Source organism: Paenibacillus sp. 10L310 (assembly GCF_056395745.1).
The window spans coordinates 128,465-149,240 of sequence record NZ_JBFTKC010000013.1 but is presented as its reverse complement, the minus strand read 5'-3'; the positions used below and the strand labels follow the sequence as shown (position 1 = coordinate 149,240).

The 20,776-nt window shown below is 47.1% G+C and carries 19 protein-coding genes; 7 read left to right on the top strand and 12 right to left on the bottom strand.

Features of this window, described 5'->3' with window-relative positions; translation table 11 throughout:
* Positions 1–20: 20 nt before the first annotated feature.
* Positions 21–1,232, bottom strand: a complete 1,212-nt coding sequence (locus AC1DE7_RS23440; RefSeq protein ID WP_477535294.1) for a nitric oxide synthase oxygenase — start codon at positions 1,230–1,232, stop codon at positions 21–23.
* A gap of 127 nt (positions 1,233–1,359) precedes the next feature.
* Positions 1,360–1,839 carry a Dps family protein gene (locus AC1DE7_RS23435; protein ID WP_477535293.1) on the bottom strand — a complete coding sequence of 160 codons (480 nt, stop codon included), beginning with the start codon at positions 1,837–1,839 and terminating at the stop codon, positions 1,360–1,362.
* Between the two features lie 359 nt (positions 1,840–2,198).
* Between AC1DE7_RS23435 and AC1DE7_RS23430 the strand changes: the two genes are divergently transcribed.
* Positions 2,199–2,549: a cupin gene (locus AC1DE7_RS23430; protein ID WP_477535292.1), complete on the top strand. Its 351-nt coding sequence runs from the start codon at positions 2,199–2,201 to the stop codon at positions 2,547–2,549.
* 72 nt (positions 2,550–2,621) lie between these two features.
* On the opposite strand, the gene AC1DE7_RS23425 is transcribed toward AC1DE7_RS23430, so the two are convergent.
* The gene (locus AC1DE7_RS23425; RefSeq protein WP_477535291.1) at positions 2,622–3,359 is read right to left on the bottom strand and encodes an HAD family hydrolase; all 738 of its coding nucleotides are present in this window, start codon (positions 3,357–3,359) and stop codon (positions 2,622–2,624) included.
* A 288-nt stretch (positions 3,360–3,647) separates the two neighbouring features.
* Here AC1DE7_RS23425 and AC1DE7_RS23420 point away from each other — a divergent pair, with 288 nt between their 5' ends.
* From AC1DE7_RS23420 to AC1DE7_RS23410, 3 genes are all read left to right on the top strand, one after another.
* Positions 3,648–3,911 carry a hypothetical protein gene (locus tag AC1DE7_RS23420; protein WP_051447285.1) on the top strand — a complete coding sequence of 88 codons (264 nt, stop codon included), beginning with the start codon at positions 3,648–3,650 and terminating at the stop codon, positions 3,909–3,911.
* A 151-nt stretch (positions 3,912–4,062) separates the two neighbouring features.
* On the top strand, positions 4,063–4,494 hold the full coding sequence (locus AC1DE7_RS23415; protein WP_036612858.1) for an SMI1/KNR4 family protein: 432 nt from the start codon (positions 4,063–4,065) through the stop codon (positions 4,492–4,494).
* A gap of 117 nt (positions 4,495–4,611) precedes the next feature.
* Entirely contained in the window at positions 4,612–4,800 is a 189-nt protein-coding gene (locus AC1DE7_RS23410) for a hypothetical protein (RefSeq protein WP_036612861.1), read from the top strand.
* 82 nt (positions 4,801–4,882) lie between these two features.
* On the opposite strand, the gene AC1DE7_RS23405 is transcribed toward AC1DE7_RS23410, so the two are convergent.
* The 7 genes from AC1DE7_RS23405 to AC1DE7_RS23375 form a co-directional block, all read right to left on the bottom strand.
* A complete protein-coding gene (locus tag AC1DE7_RS23405; RefSeq protein ID WP_477535290.1) occupies positions 4,883–6,622 on the bottom strand; it encodes an adenine deaminase in 1,740 nt (579 codons plus the stop codon).
* Positions 6,623–6,799: 177 nt separating this feature from the next.
* Complete coding sequence (locus AC1DE7_RS23400) at positions 6,800–7,858, bottom strand: ABC transporter ATP-binding protein (RefSeq protein ID WP_477535289.1); 1,059 nt, start codon at positions 7,856–7,858, stop codon at positions 6,800–6,802.
* A gap of 18 nt (positions 7,859–7,876) precedes the next feature.
* Entirely contained in the window at positions 7,877–8,668 is a 792-nt protein-coding gene (locus AC1DE7_RS23395; protein WP_017691790.1) for an ABC transporter permease, read from the bottom strand.
* 4 nt (positions 8,669–8,672) lie between these two features.
* On the bottom strand, positions 8,673–9,494 hold the full coding sequence (locus AC1DE7_RS23390) for an ABC transporter permease (protein WP_036612869.1): 822 nt from the start codon (positions 9,492–9,494) through the stop codon (positions 8,673–8,675).
* 279 nt (positions 9,495–9,773) lie between these two features.
* Positions 9,774–10,712 carry a nucleoside hydrolase gene (locus AC1DE7_RS23385; protein WP_477535288.1) on the bottom strand — a complete coding sequence of 313 codons (939 nt, stop codon included), beginning with the start codon at positions 10,710–10,712 and terminating at the stop codon, positions 9,774–9,776.
* A gap of 99 nt (positions 10,713–10,811) precedes the next feature.
* Positions 10,812–11,882 (bottom strand): ABC transporter substrate-binding protein, encoded by a 1,071-nt coding sequence (locus tag AC1DE7_RS23380; RefSeq protein ID WP_127549099.1) that lies wholly within the window; start codon positions 11,880–11,882, stop codon positions 10,812–10,814.
* Between the two features lie 449 nt (positions 11,883–12,331).
* Positions 12,332–12,676: a Na-translocating system protein MpsC family protein gene (locus AC1DE7_RS23375; protein WP_315371442.1), complete on the bottom strand. Its 345-nt coding sequence runs from the start codon at positions 12,674–12,676 to the stop codon at positions 12,332–12,334.
* Positions 12,677–13,050: 374 nt separating this feature from the next.
* Between AC1DE7_RS23375 and AC1DE7_RS23370 the strand changes: the two genes are divergently transcribed.
* From AC1DE7_RS23370 to AC1DE7_RS23360, 3 genes are all read left to right on the top strand, one after another.
* On the top strand, positions 13,051–13,965 hold the full coding sequence (locus AC1DE7_RS23370; RefSeq protein WP_477535287.1) for a hypothetical protein: 915 nt from the start codon (positions 13,051–13,053) through the stop codon (positions 13,963–13,965).
* A gap of 470 nt (positions 13,966–14,435) precedes the next feature.
* Positions 14,436–15,167 (top strand): DUF3105 domain-containing protein, encoded by a 732-nt coding sequence (locus tag AC1DE7_RS23365; RefSeq protein WP_477535286.1) that lies wholly within the window; start codon positions 14,436–14,438, stop codon positions 15,165–15,167.
* A gap of 273 nt (positions 15,168–15,440) precedes the next feature.
* Positions 15,441–17,159, top strand: a complete 1,719-nt coding sequence (locus tag AC1DE7_RS23360) for a methyl-accepting chemotaxis protein (RefSeq protein WP_477535285.1) — start codon at positions 15,441–15,443, stop codon at positions 17,157–17,159.
* A gap of 150 nt (positions 17,160–17,309) precedes the next feature.
* Here the strand turns inward: AC1DE7_RS23360 and AC1DE7_RS23355 are convergent, their stop codons facing one another.
* Together AC1DE7_RS23355 and AC1DE7_RS23350 are read right to left on the bottom strand one after the other, a co-directional pair.
* On the bottom strand, positions 17,310–18,263 hold the full coding sequence (locus tag AC1DE7_RS23355) for a nucleoside hydrolase (RefSeq protein ID WP_017691781.1): 954 nt from the start codon (positions 18,261–18,263) through the stop codon (positions 17,310–17,312).
* Positions 18,264–18,532: 269 nt separating this feature from the next.
* On the bottom strand, positions 18,533–20,764 hold the full coding sequence (locus tag AC1DE7_RS23350) for an MMPL family transporter (protein WP_477535284.1): 2,232 nt from the start codon (positions 20,762–20,764) through the stop codon (positions 18,533–18,535).
* Between the last annotated feature and the right edge of the window lie 12 nt (positions 20,765–20,776).

Sequence of the window (20,776 nt, the reverse complement as noted above, 5' to 3'; positions counted from 1 at the left end):
AAATAACCCGTCTGCACAATTTAGTGTGCAAACGGGCATTTCATTGGTGCATCTCCGGCCTGCGGCTGGTGATTCTCTACCTGTGCATTCTGCTGCTCACTGCTTCGCAGTTCTGCGGCAGATGCCACGCCATCTTTCAGGGTATACGCCTGATCCTGACGGAAAAAGTTCGGCTTCACGATCTCATTACGATAGGAGCTGTGGAAAATATGTGTTGTCGCCGGGGATACTGGCGGAATCAGCCACACCCAATCTCCGGTCAGTTCACGCCCAGCCTTCTCTTCCCGCTGTTCAAATAAATCGAACTGCGTTGCCGCCGTGTGGTGATCCACAATGCTCACACCTGCTTTTTTGAACGAATGCAGCACAGCCACATTCAGCTCCACCAACGCACGGTCCTTCCACAATGTCGTTTCACTTGACGTATTCAATCCAAACGCTGCCGCCACCGCAGGCAGCTTGTTATATCGAAACGTGTCCGCCAGATTACGGGCGCCGATCTCGGTACCCATATACCAACCATTAAACGGCGCTGCCGGGTAGGATATACCGCCAATCTCCAGTCGCATATCGGCAATCATCGGCACACCGTACCAGCGCATGCCAAGCTCCGCAATCTCTTCACGCTCCGGGTGTTCGATAAGAACTTCCACAATCTCTTCTTCTGGCACAACATACCACTCTGGGGCTTGTCCTTGTGCCTGAATAATGAGCGGTAACACATCATAGGGGCTACCTGCCCCTTGCCAGCCAAGTGACATCGCCGCCTTGGTCAGCTCCACCGAAGCAGGATCTCCGATAATACCTTGCTCTGTCTCATATCCCGCATAACGAATAAGCTGATGATTCCAGAGGCGTACCGGAGTTCCATTCGGCCCATCCGCTGGAAGGATGGTAATCATCGGGATTACTTTGCCACCGTTGGATGCCACATGGATATGGTTCAGAACAGCTTCCGCTGCCGTTCCTGCCGTATCGGCGTGACGGGCGTCCACGATCCGCAATTTATCCCAGAACAGCCGCCCGATACAGCGGTTGCTGTTCCGCCATGCCATTTTACAACCCTGCTCCAATTCCTCAGTGGTATGCACATAAGTACCAGTTACTTCGATCTCTCCCATAACGGCAACAAGCCGGGCCTCTGCGTCTTCACGCGAATGGCCCAGCTCTTCATAACATGTATATATAAACCGTTCAGCTTCTTCCTGCAATTGTTCCAGGTCTGACCGCATCGTTCATTCCACCATTCTGTACATCTTGAATGCCACCATTATACGGCAAGCGCACCGGATTTGTAAGCGAACGGACACTTTGTTCACGGACTCTACATATCGTTGTCAGGATGTAGGGTGACTTTGCTTATTTGCCCAGAAATGCGGTTAACATCCAGACCTCTTTATCCAGGGCAGCGGTGAATCCAATCAGCATATCTTCCGTTGCGTTATCTTCCGCTTCTCCTGCTTCGTGAATGCCTTGACGAATCACTTCCACCATTGTGCGCAGATCAGCAACTACCGATTCTACCATTCGCTCAGCAGACAACTGTCCTTGTGCCTCTTCAATTGGAGACAGACGTAGCTGTTCAGCCATTGTAGCCACCGGACGTCCACCAATAGCAAGCAAACGTTCTGCAACTTCGTCCATATTTGCCGTAGCCAAGTTGTACAGTTCTTCGAATTTGGCATGCAGTGTGAAGAAATGAGGTCCTTGGACATACCAGTGGAAGTTATGCAGTTTCGTGTATAGTACGGACCAACCTGCGATCTGACGGTTCAGGACCTCTTGAAGTGCTGTGGCATTGTTAGCAAAAGTGTTGTTTCTAGTTTGGATTGTGCTCATGGAATTTATCCCCTCTCGAATATAAAAATAGAATTTGAATTTTATAATGGATTGCTTTGATTCGCTTCTTTTAATTTAGACTTAATCTAAATCTTGTTTTAATTATAACACCGCATATACGGTTTGGGAAGGCTCAGAACTACTCTTTCAAATGAAGATTTCATGAAGCACAGCTTCATAGAAACATCGGCACAGGCTAATTAAAAAAAATGATTTTAAGCAAACTCTCCCCACCCTATTGGAGCTATGATAAACTCATCTGATTGGGTTCACATAAATTTTATTGAATAGGTTGATACCCATCATAAGGATAGTTTCCATTGTAGGAAATTAACTTAGTCACTATTGCGGAGGTAAACATGAGGATATTTCAATTTAAACAAGAGTCAGGGAAGAAGATTACCAAATTCGATTCTAATTTCGTAATGTCACGTATAACGCAGACCAACAAAGCAGCTCATATCGGATGTATGCATTTAGCTGAAGGTGGAGTAGTAGGTTATCACCAAGCTGTAGTTCCTCAACTCCTTTTAATCGTAAGTGGAGAGGGTTGGGTTAGAGGGGAAGCAAATGAATACATCAAAGTGCATTGTGGCGAAGCCGTACTCTGGGATAAACATGAATGGCACGAAACCAAAACAGAAGCTGGACTCATGGCAATTGTAATTGAAAGCGAGGAGTTAGACGCCTCATTATTGATGCCTTTATAGAAAGTACAATTAAAAAAAGCAGACCTGCACCTAAAAACGGTAACAGGACTGCTCCTTTAAACATAAATCTCCTTAAACTCGAACATATTCAAAAGTCAGAATACGACTGATCTCTTCATAACTCGATGCTACAAAATGTGGCTGATGATCGGACTCCGGCAGCGCCTTCCGATGGTTGAACCAGATAACTGTCCAGCCTGCATCCACTGCACCTACCACATCATTACGCCACGAGTCTCCAATGTAATAGCTGCAACGGGCATCTGTCCCGGACTGCTTACTCACATATTCAAACAACCTGCGATCTGGCTTGGCATAACCAGTCATACCGGAGATGAAGACCAGATGCTCGTCCACGAGACTGAGCACATCCAGTGCTTCAAGCTTGCGCCGCTGATGCTCTCCTTCTCCATTAGTGATTAGACCAACGGTATGACCTTCTGCCTGAAGCCTTCTAATCAGCTCATATGCTCCTTGAAAAGGTACAATCTCGAACTGTCTGCTCAGATACTGAGCTTGCAGTTCTTCAGCCTGTCCCGATTGTAGGGGAAGTCCAAACTCCTCCATCGTCAACTCAAACCTCCGACGGCGCATTCGCTCTACTGCATCCGCTTCTGGTACAGCGGACAGATCTTCTTGTGCAGACAGCCAGTCACTATAATAACGAAAACGATGATAGGCCTCAGCATAAGGGAACTCATTGGGCAGGCCGAGAACGTCCTGCAACGCGCCACGAAGCGGCTGCAAGTGATCATATAACGTATCATCCACATCGAAAAATATCGTTTTAGCATTATTTATTTCACTCATAATGGTTGTCTATCCTCCTGCTTTTGCGTCCAAACACTCTTTTCTTACTACTATATATGTATTCCTATGCCTCGTCCAAAAGGGATTTGTTGCGTGATCATCTCTACTCCAGAACAGTGCCCATAATAACGCTTAGACCAGAATTGATCGGACGGCTTTATATGTTAAAATAAGGATGATTAAATCTGAGGTGATGACGATGTTCAACCCAAAATTCTTCTTCTATTAGTTGTGCTCAAGGCACTGGCTACTCAAGCCAAAATCTAGCCCGGTACAACGGGGATGAAGATGTTCACACAGGAAGAGATTCAATCATGGGAAAATGAAACAGCTTTTGCACAGAGACACAACAAGAAGTTCATTGATCCAAGAAAAGAAAAGCTGAAAGATCACCGTAAAGGAATCAAGAGCACGCATTACAACAAAGAAAGTAAACCCGATCGTAAACATGATTATCGTCTGTATAGAACCAAAATGAAGCGTCTCATGCACCACGAGCAATACGATCTTCTGCACAACTATAAACGAACGAGCGGTTGGCTAACTTGGTAAACTGGAGTTAGAAGAGTAGTCCTTACATAACATTACTGCGCTACATCAAAATCAGTAGCCTTTTTAGTTAAGAAGGACTTCTTTTTTCAATCAATTACATATCGTTTCATTCGTTACTGACAGTTAGAATATATCCAGGAGGCCTTTATTCATGTGGAAAGAGCATCTTCATAGCATTTCGAAGGAGTATACGTTCAGTCCCCCTGCATCTGGTGATGACATTGCAAAGGTGGAAGACTCCTTACAGGTTACGCTCCCTCGTGAATTAAAAGAAATATTGCTCGAAACCAATGGAGTCAGAGCTATTTACGATTTGGGACTTATCTGGTCAGAAGATCGAATTAAGAATGAAAACAGACATTATCGGGATGACCACTCCCAAGATTACTACATGCCCTTTGATCACCTGCTCTTCTTCGGGGAAAGTGGGATTGGGGATTTATTTGCTTTTCCTGTGACAGGGGATGGAACGTGTAGAGATGACGTGTTTGTGTGGAATCATGAAAATGACAGCCGAAAATGGGTCGCACCTTCAGTGTCCAAATATTTGGAGTGGACTTTAGAAGGCAAAATAAAAATTTAGGTTACACGGACTAACGGACCCTAATCTACGATGAATAATTAGATAATTTTGTATTTCCATTTAATGAATATTATATTAATGGACACATTACAAATGAATAAAAGGTGGAATGAACTTATGAGTATATCAGAAAAGAAATGTCATGATTGCGGAGGAACATCTTTCGTAGAAGCATCGGATTACATCAACCTTCGTCCATTGGATAAGAAAATGACTCTCGGTGTGGAAAAAATGTACACGGTTTGTCTGGATTGCGGCGAAGTTGTTTCCATTAAAGTGAAGAACCCAGAGAAGTTGCTAAAATAATAATTCCAACAAGCACAGACAAAAACACCCTAGCTCACAATTGTGATATAGGGTGTTTTTTCACGACATATGTGTCTTCAAACTATACAATCAACGATACAACCTTACCTGCATTCACATCAATCAGGCCATAGTCCGTAATCTTCAGCGAGGGACTTACCGCAAGGGAGTGCGTGCTAATCGACATGATCGGATTGTAATGCACGTACCCAAGAGACAACATCGCTGCTCTCAGTTCCTTCACTTGATGGGACACTACTGCGAGTGGTTCTTCCGTCAAAATGCCACCTACGGGAAGTTCCAGATGGGACAGCACCTTACCATCTTCCACCACACAGAAACCACCTTGGCTCGAAATTACCGTGTTAGCTGCCAATATCATATCTTCACGATTACGTCCTACAACCAGCAGGTTGTGATTGTCGTGTGAATATGTCGTTGCAATAGCACCACGTTTGATAGTGTCTCCACCGATCAGACCATGTGCACGATTGCCGTTCACACCATAACGTTCAAAGGTCGCGATCTGCGCATATCCGCTTTCTTCCCAGCGTAATTCACCATCCGAGGACTGAACCGGTGCAATATGCTCTTCCACAAAGGTAGAACCATCCTTCACCATCATGACACGGCACTGGTGCTCACCTTCACCAGCGAGATCAACACCTGATCCACTGACTTTTGGGTCTGATAAACGAATTGCAAAATCTGCTGTATCCAGCTTCTCTAACTGCACACTCTTATAGAAGTGAGGTGGGAACTGCCCGGTTATCCGTTCCTGCTTATACGGTTCGTAATCGTCATAAGCTTTGCGGCCGTTTTTGTACACCTGATCAATAGAGAGATCATTCAAGTTGGATACCAACACATAATCGGCTACTTTGCCTGGGGCAACGCTGCCACGATCGGTCATTTTCATCCGGGAAGCAGGGGTTGATGTTGCTGCATAAATCGCGTCTTCCGGACGCATCCCCATCTGAATTGCCTTGCGTACGATATGATCCAGATGACCATGCTCCACCAGTGAATCCGGCATCACATCATCCGTTACGAAGCAGAAATGCTGCGCCACATCATGTTGAATCAGGTACTCCATGACTTCTGGGGTCATTGATTTCTCTTGAATTTCAATAAACATACCTGCCGCAATCCGAGCCTGTAATCCCTCAATGCTCTGATGAGTATGATCGGAATCGATACCTGCGTAGATCAGTCGATGCAGATCAAGTCCAAGCAGTTTCGGTGTGTGACCTTCGATCACCAGATCGGGATAGTTTTTGCGAATATGCTGTAAAATCTGGTTTGTCTTGCACTCCGGATCACGAATGACATCGACATAGTTCATGATCTCGCCCAGACAGATGATCTCTCCAGTCGCGAGCAACACGTCCATATCTTCAATTTCAATCGAACCACCTGTTGTCTCCATCGGGGTTGCCGGAACGGAACTTGGGATCGCATAGAACATATCCACGGTGGTGTCCCGACTCACAGCCATCATCTCCTGCACACCTTCCAGCCCGAACACATTTGCCATCTCATGCGGTTCTGCGACAATCGATGTTACCCCGCAGCCAATCAGACCATGAGAAAAGGTTTCCGGTGTCACCATCGTACTTTCGATATGCAGATGGATATCGATCAAGCCAGGAATCATGTATCTTCCCCGCGCATCAATGACTTCATCTGCCTGAATCAACTCAGGTCCACCGGGTCCAACATAAAGGAATCTGCCGCCCAACACAGCGACGTTGTTCATTTCAAACCGTTTATAATAACTGTTATACACATGTACATTTACAATCAGTTGATCTGCACGCATGGGGCATAATCTCCTTCTTCACAAACGTTTCACCGCGATCCGGACTGGGCACAATGAACCTGCACTTTAATCTAATGCAATGCACTTGATTGCGTACCACTGCCTCGTCCGGGAATCATCGCATGAAATGCCTTCTTTGTTGCTCTTATTTCTTAATGCTACTCCCTACATTCACGACTACTCCACCAGCACAAGCTTGTCCTGTGGGAAGATCAGGCTAACACGCTGCCCGCTAAGGTATGGTGTTTCCATCTCCTGATTTGCTGTAAAGTCACCCAGTTCCGTCTCAATTACATACTGATAACTACGTCCCAGATAGGTGCTAACTTTGATAATGCCCGGCAAGGCGTTCATCACATTCGCAGAGGTATCTCCACTAACGATCAGATCATCCGGACGAATTGCGCCTTTACGAGCACCGGAACGTGCTGTTCCGGGATGCGCAGTTGCTGTAAATGTGCGTCCACCTGCGCTCAGTGTGATTAATTCACCTGCATCACTGCGCTCCGCGAATTCAATGAAATTATGGAACCCGATGAATCGTGCTACAAACTCCGTTGCCGGATATTTGAAAATGGTTTCCGGGCGGTCGAGCTGCTCAACCACGCCTTTGTTCATAATCGCTACCTGATCCGAGATCGAGAAGCACTCTTCCTGGTCATGAGAGACATACAGCGTTGTGATGCCCAGCTCTTGCTGAATGCGGCGAATCTCCACCCGCATGTTGAGGCGCAGGTTGGCATCCAGGTTACTGAGCGGTTCGTCGAACAAGAGCAGGTCAGGTTCAATGACCAACGCACGAGCAATGGCTACACGCTGACGCTGTCCACCGGACAGTTCTTGTGGAAAACGTTTCTCAAATCCATTCAGGTTAACGACTTCCAGGATTCTCATCACACGGGAAGAAATATCCTTGTCTTTCACCTTACGCATCCGCAGGCCAAAGGCCACGTTGTCATAGACAGATAGATGCGGGAATAACGCATAACTCTGAAATACAAATCCGAAGTTCCGCTTGTTCGCCGGAACCTTCGTATAATCCTTGCCGCCGAACATAAACTTGCCCTGTGATGCTTCCAGAAATCCGGCGATGAGGCGCAGCGTAGTTGTTTTGCCGCAACCGCTCGGTCCGAGCAGGGAGAGCAGTTTACCTTTTTCCAGCTCTAACTGAAAATCCTTCAGGATTGTCTGCTTATCGTATGCCACGGATACGTGGTCTAATGTCAGCAATGCCATAGCGTTCTGCGCCTCCAATTAACGTTTAGTAAAGTATGAAAATCCGCCCATGATCCGTTCGATCACGAACATTAATAGTCCGGTCAGTACCATCAACAGCACGGAAATCGCTGCAATCGTTGGGTCAAAATAATTCTCCACATACGTCAGCATCTGGATCGGTAATGTGCTTACCCCTGGTCCGGTCATGAACACCGAGATGTCCACGTTGTTGAAGGACTCCAAGAAGGCAATCAGCACCGCAGCGATAATTCCTGAGCGGATGTTGGGAAGCACGATCGTGAAGAACGTTCTTACCCGTCCCGCACCAAGACTCAGCGCAGCTTCTTCCACTGCAAAGTCAAAGCTCGACAGACTCGACGCGATAACCCGAATGATAAATGGAAGCATGATAATCGTATGACCAATCAACAATCCGAGATACATCGGCAGATGGTAGATTACGATCAGGTATTTCATCAATGTAAAACCAAGCACGATTCCCGGGATCAGTACCGGGGACAGGAACAGTGCGTTCAGCACGGACTTGCCTTTGAAATCGTAACGACTAAGTGCATACGCAGCCGGAACTCCGAGCACCAGTGCCAACAAGTTTCCCAGTAAGGAAATGATGATGGACGTCTGGAATGTGCGGAGGAAACCGCCTGTGTTGAAAATATTCTCATACCAGCGGAAGGAGAACCCTTCCGGCGGAAATTTGAGTACCGTTCCCGGTTCAAACGAAGTGACCGATATGATCAGAAGCGGGCCCAGCAGAAAGATAAAGACCAGCAGACTGAACAGGCCCAGCCCGATATGTTTCTCCCGCATATGTCTACCCCTTCGGATTTAAAGTTTTAGCCATTTTGTTCATGACACCAACCACGACAAATGTAATTACAATCATAATCGCGGCAACAACCGAGGCCAGATACCAGTCGTTGAGGGTCATGGCGTTCTGATACAGGAACGTAGCAATCACGCGTTGCTTGCCTCCAAGGAGGGCAGGTGTGGTATACGCCGTCAGGCTTCCGACAAAAACAAGCACAGCTCCGATCACAAGTCCTGGCACAGCCAGTGGGAACACGACCCGGCGGAATGCCGTAATACGCGAGGCGCCCAGACTTTGTGCTGCTTTGAGCAGGTCACCGTCAATGTTCTCAAGTACACCGACCAGAGAGATAATCATCAGTGGCAGGAACAGGTGCGTCAGACCAATCATCATCGCTGCTGGTGTATACAGAATATCCAGCGGCTTGTCCACGATACCCAGACCAACAAGGGTGTTATTGATCAACCCTTTGCGTCCAAGAATGATCATCCAGCTAAACGAGCGCACGACCGGGCTCGTCAGCAGTGGGAAGATCGCCAGTGCTAGCAAAATGCCTTTGCGGCGCGGCGCTTTCTGCGAGATATAATAAGCTGTCGGGAATCCGAGCACCACACAGACGATGGTGGTGACCACGCTGACTTGCAGCGTCGTAAGCAATATTTTCAAAAAGTATGGGTCTCTGAAAAAATGCATGTATCCTTCAAACGTGAAGGAGTTTTCTTGGAAAAACGTCGACCCGATCGTCAGGACAATCGGAATGATCATAAATGCCGCCAAAAACACGAATCCCGGCAGCAATAGCCAGTAGATTACTGATTTCTTCATCGCGATACTCCTGACTTGTAAAATGGTTTTATTCACACGTTTTACTGGCGCACATTTCAAAAATAAACGTCCATGTTTATTGCACCAGCCGTTCCGGTTACGAATCGTTCTTACGATCGCTGTTATCCTTGGATTTTCTTGATCTCCTTCTTAGTAGAAGGAAAAATCCAAGGATAAAGGCGAACGCTTCGCTTCTTCAAAATCGATTTCGTCCCCTACACTACCAGCGAATTAGGTGGGTTGATTTTAGACTGAACTCCAATGCCGTGAAGTTCATAACTACGCGTTTAATGCGTTGATAAACAGTTCAAGGAATGCTTCCGCATCTACAGTTTCGCAGACGAGGGTGTTGGGCTGCTCGCCCAAACGGTTTTGGAAGTCACATACCATCTGGCCATCGCACAGGCGGCTGGCGGTTTCGACATCGACATAATACGATTTACGTCCTACCAGTTCCGGGGCAAGGGCTACGCCCACGGCTAGTGGATCATGTAAAGCGCAAGCGCGGACGCCGTTCATTTGTTCGTAACGGTTGATGTAAATCTCCGTGCTTTGAGCAACGTATGCGCGCAGTGCAGGATCAGTAAGACGCTCAATCGTTGCTTCATTCAGCAATGTTTGACGCGTCACATCCAATCCGACTTGGGTAAGCTTCTCGATGCCTGCATGCAGTACGATGCGTGCGGCCTCTGGATCAGCGTATGTGTTGTACTCGGCGGTTGGTGTAATGTTGCCATGTCCACGAACTACGCCACCCATGAAGATGACTTCCTTCAATAAAGAAGGTAATTCAGGACACTTCATCAGCGCGAGGGCCAAGTTCGTTAAGGGTGCGGTCATGATTAATGTCAGTTCACCTGGATATCGCTTGGCTTGCTCCACGATAAAGTCTGGCGCAAAACCTTCTTCGGCTTTCTTAGACACGGCCGGATCAGGCAGCGCACCGCCCAATCCGTCCTGTCCATGTACCCGGTGTTCATAATGCGACTTGCGAGTGAGGGGTCCAACTGCTCCGGCAATGACTGGAATTTCAGGTGCACCCGCGAGTTCAAGAATTTTGCATGTATTCTCTGTTGCCTGCTGGAGTGATACGTTCCCACAGACTGTGGTGATGCCGAGGATGTCCAGCTTCCGGCTTTTAACTGCCAGCAAAATCGCCAGTGCATCGTCAATCCCCGTGTCCACGTCCAGAATGATGCGATTTTGCGCTTCACTCATCCGTTCTCAACTCCTATGCGGTGATATGGTTGCTTGCTGCAAATGATATAAGTTAAACATGTTGACCAAAGATAACTTTTAAGTCAGTCGGTTACTTGTTTATTGTGCAATCTCGCGGTTCCAGCGATCTGTCCAGCCTTTAACCTGTTGATTCACGAATTCCATATCCAGCTTGTTCAGCTTCTCAACAACTTCAGCGCCATATGTTACGCCTTCTGCTTCTTCAGCAGTCAGTTCAACCTTTGTGTTAACCGGGGAATCGACTTTGGCTTTAGCAGATTTCGCTTGTACATCCTGGCTAAGCTGCCAGTTGATGAACTCTTCAGCGAGTTCTTTGTTTTTGCTGCCCTTGACGACATTGATTGTGTTCATCACGGCATATGCACCTTCACTAGGTGTAACAAACTTTGCATTAGGCACGGCTGCTTTCAGATCTTTGAAATACATTTCCATGATCGGTCCGCCTGCAATCTCTTCTTGGGAGAACATGTTCACGAATTCGGATGTTTGACTGTAGAATTTCACCACATTCCCGCTCAGTTTTTTCAGTTCAGCAAATGCCGCATCTTCATTAAACGTATCGTTACCGGCTACACGGGAAGCTGCATCCACAACCATTGGGCCTGCTGTTGCCGTAATATTCGGGATGGTCAGGTTACCTTCGAACGCCGGGTCCCACAGGTCACTCCATGAAGTCACTTCTTTGGATACGAGATCCGGGTTATAAGCGATACCGAGCTGTCCAACCGTGTAGGCTGGGCCATAATCTTCACCAAGTGGTGCTTTGGCAATATCATAAATGTCATTTACATTTGGAATTTTGGAGCGGTCAATTTTCTCAAACAGACCTTCATCGATACCTTGTTGTGCATAGTAATCAGACAGGTAGATAACATCGACATTTGATGTTCCTTGACGAATTTTATTCAGACGTTCAGCATTATTGCCTACTTCGAGCACGATGTCTACATTATGTTCTTTTTCGAATGGACCAAATACTTCTTCATTGAAGAAATCTTCGGAGAAGCCCCAAGTGGAGATAACCAATTTGTTCGCTGCGGTTCCCCCACTGCCTGATCCGCCTGTTGCATCATCCGTGCTGCTGCCACAACCTGCAAGTAATAATGATGTCATTGCCACTGCTGCCAAACCGCTAATCCACTTTTTCATCATGATCCTGATTCCCCCTGATATATGTGTTTTAACAACCCAACCATTAAGTTGAACTAAATTGATAACACATCTTACGTAGAAAACAGAAAGAACCTGGAGAAACGAAGTGTTCGCCTTTATCACAAGATTTCTCCCTTATTTAAAGGAAATAAAAGAAATCTGGGGATAACAGCGATCGAAGGGTCTTCCTGATTTTCGAAGAATATGATGTGTTATACAGGGTTAGTTCGACTTAAAAAACAAAAAGAAAAGTGCTCTTGTATAAACAAGAACACTTTTCTTCGTAAACAAAGGAAAGCGACACCCGCTGCCGGTACATCATCGGTTTCTGCTTCAGAATCAATCCAAAGACAGACGCCATCATATGAAATTGTACGGAACCTGATCATGAATCCGGGCCATAACCTCTGCATACATCAACAAGAATTAATCCTGCCGATCCATCCTTAGGTCTGTTCCAGAATCACATTTGTGATTGCCCACTGAGTGGACGCATCATAATCCCGTAATATAGCTTCAATTGGCAAACCCATGTGTTGCTCGAGCTTCTCCCGGAATTTCTTCTTATATAAGACAGACATGCGGAAGTCCACTTCCAGCTTTAAGCCGGGGGCCTCCCCTTCCAGGGCGTCAGAGCGCGGTGAACGTCGGTGCTTCGCGTAGAAGGTCACAATATTCTGGTCAATGGTCACTCTCAGGAGAGTGGTGCCAAATCCGAACAGTTCCTTCGAGATTTCGTTATAATACTGGCACATCTTCTTCTTGCTCTCATTGCTGTCCAGTAGTTCCATGAACTCACCCACATCTCTTACTACCGTACATTCGACGTGTTAACACGATTGATTATACATAAATATACGATCATAGGCAACCCAAAAGATATAGTTAACATGAGAATAACACATAAAAGCGAACGATGAGACATTAACAGCCAAAAACAATTCGTCTTAAACCACAGTGAATTTACATTAATATGCCTGCATGTCATTCCTATACTATTGTTGCTTCTATACTTCGTTTTCATACACAGGATTCGAGGCTTTGTTTCAACTTTCCCTAAATGGGTACTAATTCCTGCGAAACATAGACAAACTTCGTCATTAACCGTTAAAATGAGACACAATGTTGACATGTTTTTATTTTCTAGAAATTGGAGGCTTATACCATGAAATGTCCAGTATGTAATCACGAAAATGGAGATGCCCATTTTTGCGAGAGGTGCGGCTCTAATCTAACGCAAACAACCTCATCACCAACTCCTGTACCGAACTCGGAATCTGCTGCTTCCGAACCCGAATATACCCGTTGGTCCAGCACGCAGGCTACCTCTTCCCAGGCATCCGTTCCATCCAACACACCATCCGTCTCCATTCACAAGGAACAGGCGAGAGAATCAACAGGTACCAATGACCATGCTTCTGCAGGAGACAATAGCTCCAATCAGTGGAATAATATTGTGCAGAATGAGAAAGTTCAGCAAGCCAAAGAAGTAAGCAAACAGTATCTATCCTATTTCCTCAGTGTATTGGCCCGTCCTTATCAGACGATGAAAACCGTTGGTGACCAGCATTCCCTAAACGGATGGCTAACGATGGCGCTAATTGCAGTTCTATCTTCTACATACTTCTTAATTACCTTTAGTCGCATAGGCATGGACGGCTTGTTCATTGGTGGATTTTTAAGACCGTTGTTGTTCACCGTCATTATCCTGATTGCCTCTATTGCACTGATGTACGCTATTCTGAAGATTGAAAAAATAACCTTCCGTCCCAAAACACTGGTTGCCCAGTTTGGTACATTGCTTGTTCCTGCTGTCGTATCCCTTGTTCTGGCGAATCTGTTTATTATCATCTCGTATTCCATCGCGATCTCATTACTTGCTGTCTCGTATATTATTATCTTTGTTGCGCTGAACGCGGTGCTGTTCCAATATCCACTGAATCGTACCCAAGCAGCCATCGACAGCATGTACAGCGTGCTGATCGCCAATGTGGTCGTATTCTTTATTCTGTATCGATTGTTGGGGGAGATTATCATTGGGCTGATCCGCTTGATGCTTTCGCCTTTTGGACGTCTGTAAACTATATCAGTTGGAATAAAGCTGTTTACACTCGTTACTTCGATGACAGAACAACCTTCCGATCGCTGTTATCTCCAGATTTTTTTATTCACTTTTACAAAGGTGAAAATCTGGAGATAAAGGCGAACGCTTCCGCTTCTTCAGGTTCTTTCTGTCCTCTACGTTTCGTGTAAATGGTTATTTCAATAAATATAAATCTTACTGACTCTTTGGATTTATATTAAGGCCTTCCTTGCTCATGCCGGGAAGGCCTTTTTTAGGTTTTCTATGGCAGCGTTGCGCCGAGCATGTATCATACACTATAATGTGTAGTGCAACAGGTATGTTCTTATTTACGTAACAAACACGGAACTAGCAACTCCCGTTACGTAATGAGTGGATTCACCACTGCCACCAACACTACATTGTGTAGTGTATTAATCACTCATCTTACAAAGAAAGCAGAGGAACTCTCTATGGACATGACTCATATGAATCATATGCAAATGGAGCACGAGACAGGTACATCCTACCTGTGGCTCATCGTAGGTGTAATTGCATTGCTGTTCTCCATCGCCGCCTATATCTGGGCATCACGCACACAGGGCAAAATTCTGGGCCACATGAAAAAGAAAGAGCGGGCGGACATCCAGAAAAAAAGTCGATCCCTTCGGCTGGCTGCACATGTAATAATGGCTGTGTCGATTATTACGTTTGGCCTGTTCTTCATGCAAGGAGCAGGTAAAACATATAATGTAGCCGATCTGGAGTCCAACGCGACAATCGACGTAACGGACGATAAATATTATGGGGCTGACCATACGGAGGACCCCATTCAATATGAGATGACAATTCCAACATCGGGGCCGCATAATCCGCATGATATCAAGTTTGGATTTTACACCGACTTCCCGGGCTATAATTACCTGGTACACAATCTGGAGCACGGGGATATCATCATCTATTATCGTGAGAACGCCAGCGAGGATTTGAAGGAGCATCTGAAATACCTCGCTAAATTCCGCGAAGCCGGAGCAGGTATTCTGGCTGTACCCAACAAGGATATTCCCGCAGGCAGTGAAGTCGTGGTGACCGCATGGACCAAAACGATGAAGCTCGACCAATTCGACGATGCCAAAGTAGGTACTTTTATCAATAAATATATTAATCAGGGACCTGAAAAGATTCCTGCCTCTGTTCGCCAGGGCGGCGGAACGATGTAATAACGTAATCACCCAGTCATGTGAAGCCCCTCTATGTAGTGACAATGAGGTGTGTTCCAATGATGAGCATGGTCAATATAGGATTGAAACAAAACCAGCTCCCGGATCAAATTGACTCGGGAGCTAATTCTTTATGGACCGGATGCCGATATTTCAAGTAGAAAACTGTATATTTGATATACAATACATACGAACTAAAGAAGAACGACAAACACCAAGTAAAGAGACAAAGAGACGATTGATTTAACAGATCAAGGGGGAACACTTTTACCAATGAACAGTTTGTTTATGAGGATCTTTTTATTTTTTTCCTGTCTGATGCTGGCCGCGGGTGCGGTTCTTGGCATTACCATGTACCGTTCATCGGCCCAACTGGTCGAGCAATCCATGGGGATGCAGGCACAGGCTGTGGGTGAACGGGCAGCTGCATTAATTGACACCTCTCTGTATGCACCACTCAGTACCGGACAGGCCGAGACTGCGTATTACGGCACATTGCGTGAGCAGCTCAGTCAGCTGCGCGAGGCCAATGGACTCAAGTATCTGTATACCCTTGGTACACGCGAAGAAAATGGAACAAATACATATTTCTACGTTGTGGATGGGGCTGCTACCGATGTGGCAGAGGATGACTTCTCCCCTTACGGTTCCGCAGAAGAGACCCATTATGAAGGAATGCTGCAAGCTTTTGAACAGAATGAGCCTATTCGGGGCGAACTCACACAGGATGAATATGGCGCTACCATTACAGCATATGTGCCGATCCATGGGGCTGACGGGAAAGTACTTGGATTGGTCGGTGCGGATCTGGACTCTACTGCAGTCTATGAACTGATGTCCCGCAACCGTATGACCATGATCTGGACAGCCTTGGCTATTGTTCTGCTGAGTGTCTTGCTGGTGTATGGATTCGCCCATTACTTGACCCGACCATTGGTGAAGTTGAAGAAGTTAATTACACAGGTAGGAAAAGGCGATCTGACCGTCAACGTTGAACTTAGTCGCAAGGACGAGGTGGGACAGCTCGCTTCCGAGTTCAAACATCTGGTTACAGGTACCCGTGATGTCATGACGGGCATCCGTCAAAGCTCCGACTCTCTGCTACAGGCTGCAGAAGGAGTATCGAAACATTCACAGGCGACTGCAGAAGCCAGTCAGCGTATTGCCGAGCATACGAATCATACGGCCAGTGGAGCTGCCGAACAGGTGGCTCGTGCGGGCGAAGTTACGGTAGCCATGGAAGAGATCACACGCAGCATGCAGCACATTGCGAATTCTTCTTCTATAGTCGCGGATGTATCACAGGAAACGACCAATAACGCGGTGCAAGGTCAAGCCAACATCAACACGGCGATTGACAGCATGGACAAAATTCATCAAGCAAATGTGCAGATGGTGGCCTCCACCTCTCAGCTGGAGCAGTACTCAGGTAAAATTGAGTCGGTAGCACATCTGATGAAAGGCATCGCTTCACAGACCAATCTGCTCGCACTTAATGCAAGTATTGAAGCGGCTCGTGCAGGAGAGTATGGCAGCGGGTTTGCGGTGGTTGCCTCAGAGGTTCGCAAGCTTGCGGGGGAATCAGAGCAATCGTCCCAGCATGTAACCGAACTGATCGCCGAGATGACACGCCAGACTGCCCTGTTGTCAGAACATATGTCTGCCAGCACATCAGCAGTCCAATCCGGTCTCGCTGTTGTTCAGGAGGCAGGCCGTTCATTCACATCCATTCATACCGGGATTGAGACGATGAATGAACGTCTGCACGAAGTATCCGCAGCATCTGAGCAGCTGTCTGCCAGTGCAGAAGAAGTGTCCGCTTCCGTCGAGGATATGGAACATATCTCACGCGAATCCTCTTCAAGTATCCAGAAGGTATCGCAAGCTACCGGTAGCCAGTTGCAATCCATGGATGAGATGAGTGCATCCGCCGAATCCCTGCGGGTATTGTCCAGTGAGCTGAACGGATTGATTGGTCGATTTAAAATATAGCGGGCAGCTAGATTACTATATAAATCAGCCCAAAACAAAAAGCCGCACGGCAGGGAAGGGATCATGGGGTTCAACCCCATATCCAGACCACTGCCTGCGGCTTTATTTTTGTTGTACCTTTAATGTTGGCAAGCCCTGAGGCTGCCTGAATTAATAGCGCTGCGGAGCAGCTTTTTTACCCAAATCCGTCATGTACGTAAAGAACGCTTCCGGATCGGTATCATACACCAGTTGTACTGGACGTCCGTCTGCTTGCTCCACCGTGCGGCCCTGGCTAGGACCATCCGGGATGACAATACAGTTTACGGTTTTTTTCTTCACGATGTCCTCGCGTCCAACGGAAGCCGTTGTCAGCACATCCCACAGATAGTATGTGGAATTTGTCTCACTGTACACCAGTGGCGGACAACCTGCGTAACAGTTACCCAGGAAGTCAACGCCTTCGAAGCGACGCTCTGCTGCCCAGCGGTTACGAACGGCTGGAGTCAGAGGTACTTTGTTCGTGCTTTCCAGTGCAACCAGATCGATCTGGATACCGCTCTGCCACACGCGGTAAGCCGCTTCCGGGTCCCAGAATACGTTCCACTCTGCTGTGCCATCATGCTCAGGTTCTTCTACGTTACCACGCTCAAATGTACCGCCCATCCATACCAGCTTGTCGATTTTCTCTTCAATGTCTGGTGCTTCGTCCAGTGCACGCGCAAGGTCTGTCAGTGGGCCTGTGAACAGGAGCAACGTTTTGCCTTCGGTATTGCGCACTTTCTCGATTAGATGCTGGTGTGCAGGAACGGCAGAAAGTGGTGCTTCCATTTTGCCGGACTCGTTCAGTACAGGAAGTGCATCTACATAGAAGGAATGCAGTCTCCACGCCGCAGGAAATGGATTTTTCCCTCTGGAGTTGGATTTGGATACCTCTACGGAATATGTACCGAAACGATCGATAATTTTACGGCTGGCATCTGTTGCTGGCTCCAGATATCCGTCTGCCGGAATAACCGATACGCCGGTTACATGTACATTGTCCATTTGCAGAAGCATGAACAGCGATACGAGGTCATCCACGCCGCCGTCATGGTTAAAATACACATTAAGTTGGTTCGTCATGCTTGCTTTCATCCTTCCCCTGGTTGTCCCATTGATGTTGATCATCCGTCTGCCCAAGGCCGACGCTCTCTCTATTATGTCCCATAAACCTTGGTTACGTAAACCTTCCCCATGCAAAGAAAACAAGGATCACGCCTCATCCTGCGGATATTTTACAGTTCCACCATTCCATCTCAGGAGGACAACTGGTATAGGTCATCAGCGTTCGGAAAACAAAGAAATGGACAGCAGGCTTGAAGCCCCGCCGTCCATCTCACCCATTCCATGCATTACATGGACTGGTTCTGTTTCTCTTCATTCTTCTCTGCAATCGGCACATACTTTCCTGGCCAGAAGGCCCATTTACCCAGCAATGCGGTGATGGCCGGTACCATGAACGGACGAACCAGGAAGGTATCCAACATCACACCAACGGCTGTGATTATACCAAACTGCACCAACACCTGAATTGGCAATGTAGCAAGTACCGCAAACGTTCCTGCCAAGATCAGACCTGCAGATGTAATAACAGAGCTTGTCTCGCCAACACCTTCTCTGATCGCTTGACGAAGCGGCATCGTTTTGCGTTTCTGCCAGATGCTAGAGATCATGAAGATGTTGTAGTCTTCACCCAGTGCCACGAGGAATACGAAGGAATACAGCGGAATCGCTCCCTGTATGGCATCTGCGCCAAGTCCGTAGTGAATGATGATCCAACCCAGACCCAGTGCAGAGAAATACGACAGAACAACCGTTGCAATCAGATACGCCGTAGCTACAACTGAACGCAGGTATAATAGTAATAACAAAGTAATCATGCCGATGACCACGGGAATAATGATCTTGGCATCCCGTTCTCCGGTTACTTCAATGTCATACTGTTCAGCCGTCTGACCATCGATCCAGACCTGACTGTCCACATTAGCTACACCAGCGTCTTGAAGCGCCTGTTCCGCAGTAGCTCGCAGATCTGGAATATGCTGCATTGCCTCCATGGAATATGGATTCAGATTAAATTCCACATCAAAGGCGGTAATGTTGGCATTCTCGGCACCCTGCTGAGCATCGCCTACTTTGCTAATGTAATCCAGCGATTCGAGCCGCTGCTTCAGATCAGTTTCTTTGCCTTCGGCATCAACGATCACTTTGACTGGAGCCAGCTCACCTTGGGAGAATTGTTCACCGATGACGGTGAAACCTTCGCGGGAAGGCACATCCTCCGGGAAGGAAGACAACAGATCATACGTGAATTTAACCTGAGTAGAGAATGCCGCCAGTCCTCCCAGCAATACCAACGTAATTGCAAGAACGGTCCATGGCTTTGTTACTACAACACGGCCAATCCAGCTTTCCTTCACTTTGCGCGGGGCAGGAGCCGGTTTGCCTTTTTTCTTCGCACGATCCACTTCCATCTCATGTGTACGTGGTACGAACGGATAGAATGAACCCCGACCGAAGATCGCCAGAAGCGCCGGAACCAGTGTCAGACTTGCAATAAACATGATAAAGATGGACAGACTGAATGGTACGGCAAAGCGATGATATGCACCGTATTCAGCCAGCAACAACACGAGTAGTGCTGCAACGACCGTAAATCCACTCATGGCAATGGCGCCAGATGATCCGGTAATTGCCTGGAAAATGGCTTTCTTTTTGTCCGGCTCATGATAGAGAATTTGGCGGTATCTGGAGATCATGAACAGACAGTAATCCGTTCCTGCTCCAAATAACAACACGGTCATGATTGAGATCGACTGTGCGTCCACCGTAATCCAGCCCTGATCTGCCATGAATCCGAGAATGGGGCTTGTCACCATATACGCGAATCCAACCGCAATGATCGGGATAATTGCCAGTACAGGCGAGCGGTAGATCAACAGCAACAGTACTAATACCAGTACAACCGTAGCGATCAGCAAGGATACATCGGCGGAGGAGAATAGCCCGCTCGCATCAATGGATATCCCTACTGGCCCTGTCACACGGGCAATCAGTGTATTGGCATCATCTATGGCTACATCAAACGGGTTTGCCCCGAAGATGTCTTGTGTTTTTTGCTCAAGTGCTTCAATAGCTTCCTTCAATTGTTCTGAATCGGCACCTTCATTGAAGAAAAGTGGCATAACCAAAGTACTTCCGTCTTCCGAAAGCTGGCCTTTCAATGCCTGTGGTGGTAATTGATAGAGTGGCACCACGGACTGTTGTTGTTCTACCGGATCTTGATCCAGTCGCTCCGTTAATGCCTGAATGTTCTGAATCTGCTCATCCGTCAGACCGCCGGCTTGACGCCATACGATCAGTGCGGGCAATCCCTCACCACCAGGGAATTCCTTCTCAGCAAGTGCAGCTGCCTGAACCGATGGTTTGGATTCACTCAGATCCTGTGCGTTATTGGTTTCACGATCACCTACAGCAGGCCATACCATGCCAAGCACAACGGCGATAATGATCCATACCAACAGCGTAATCCATTTGCTTCGTTTGCCGGCAACCCAGCGGCCGTAACCCGAATCTTCCTGCATTGTCTCTTCATC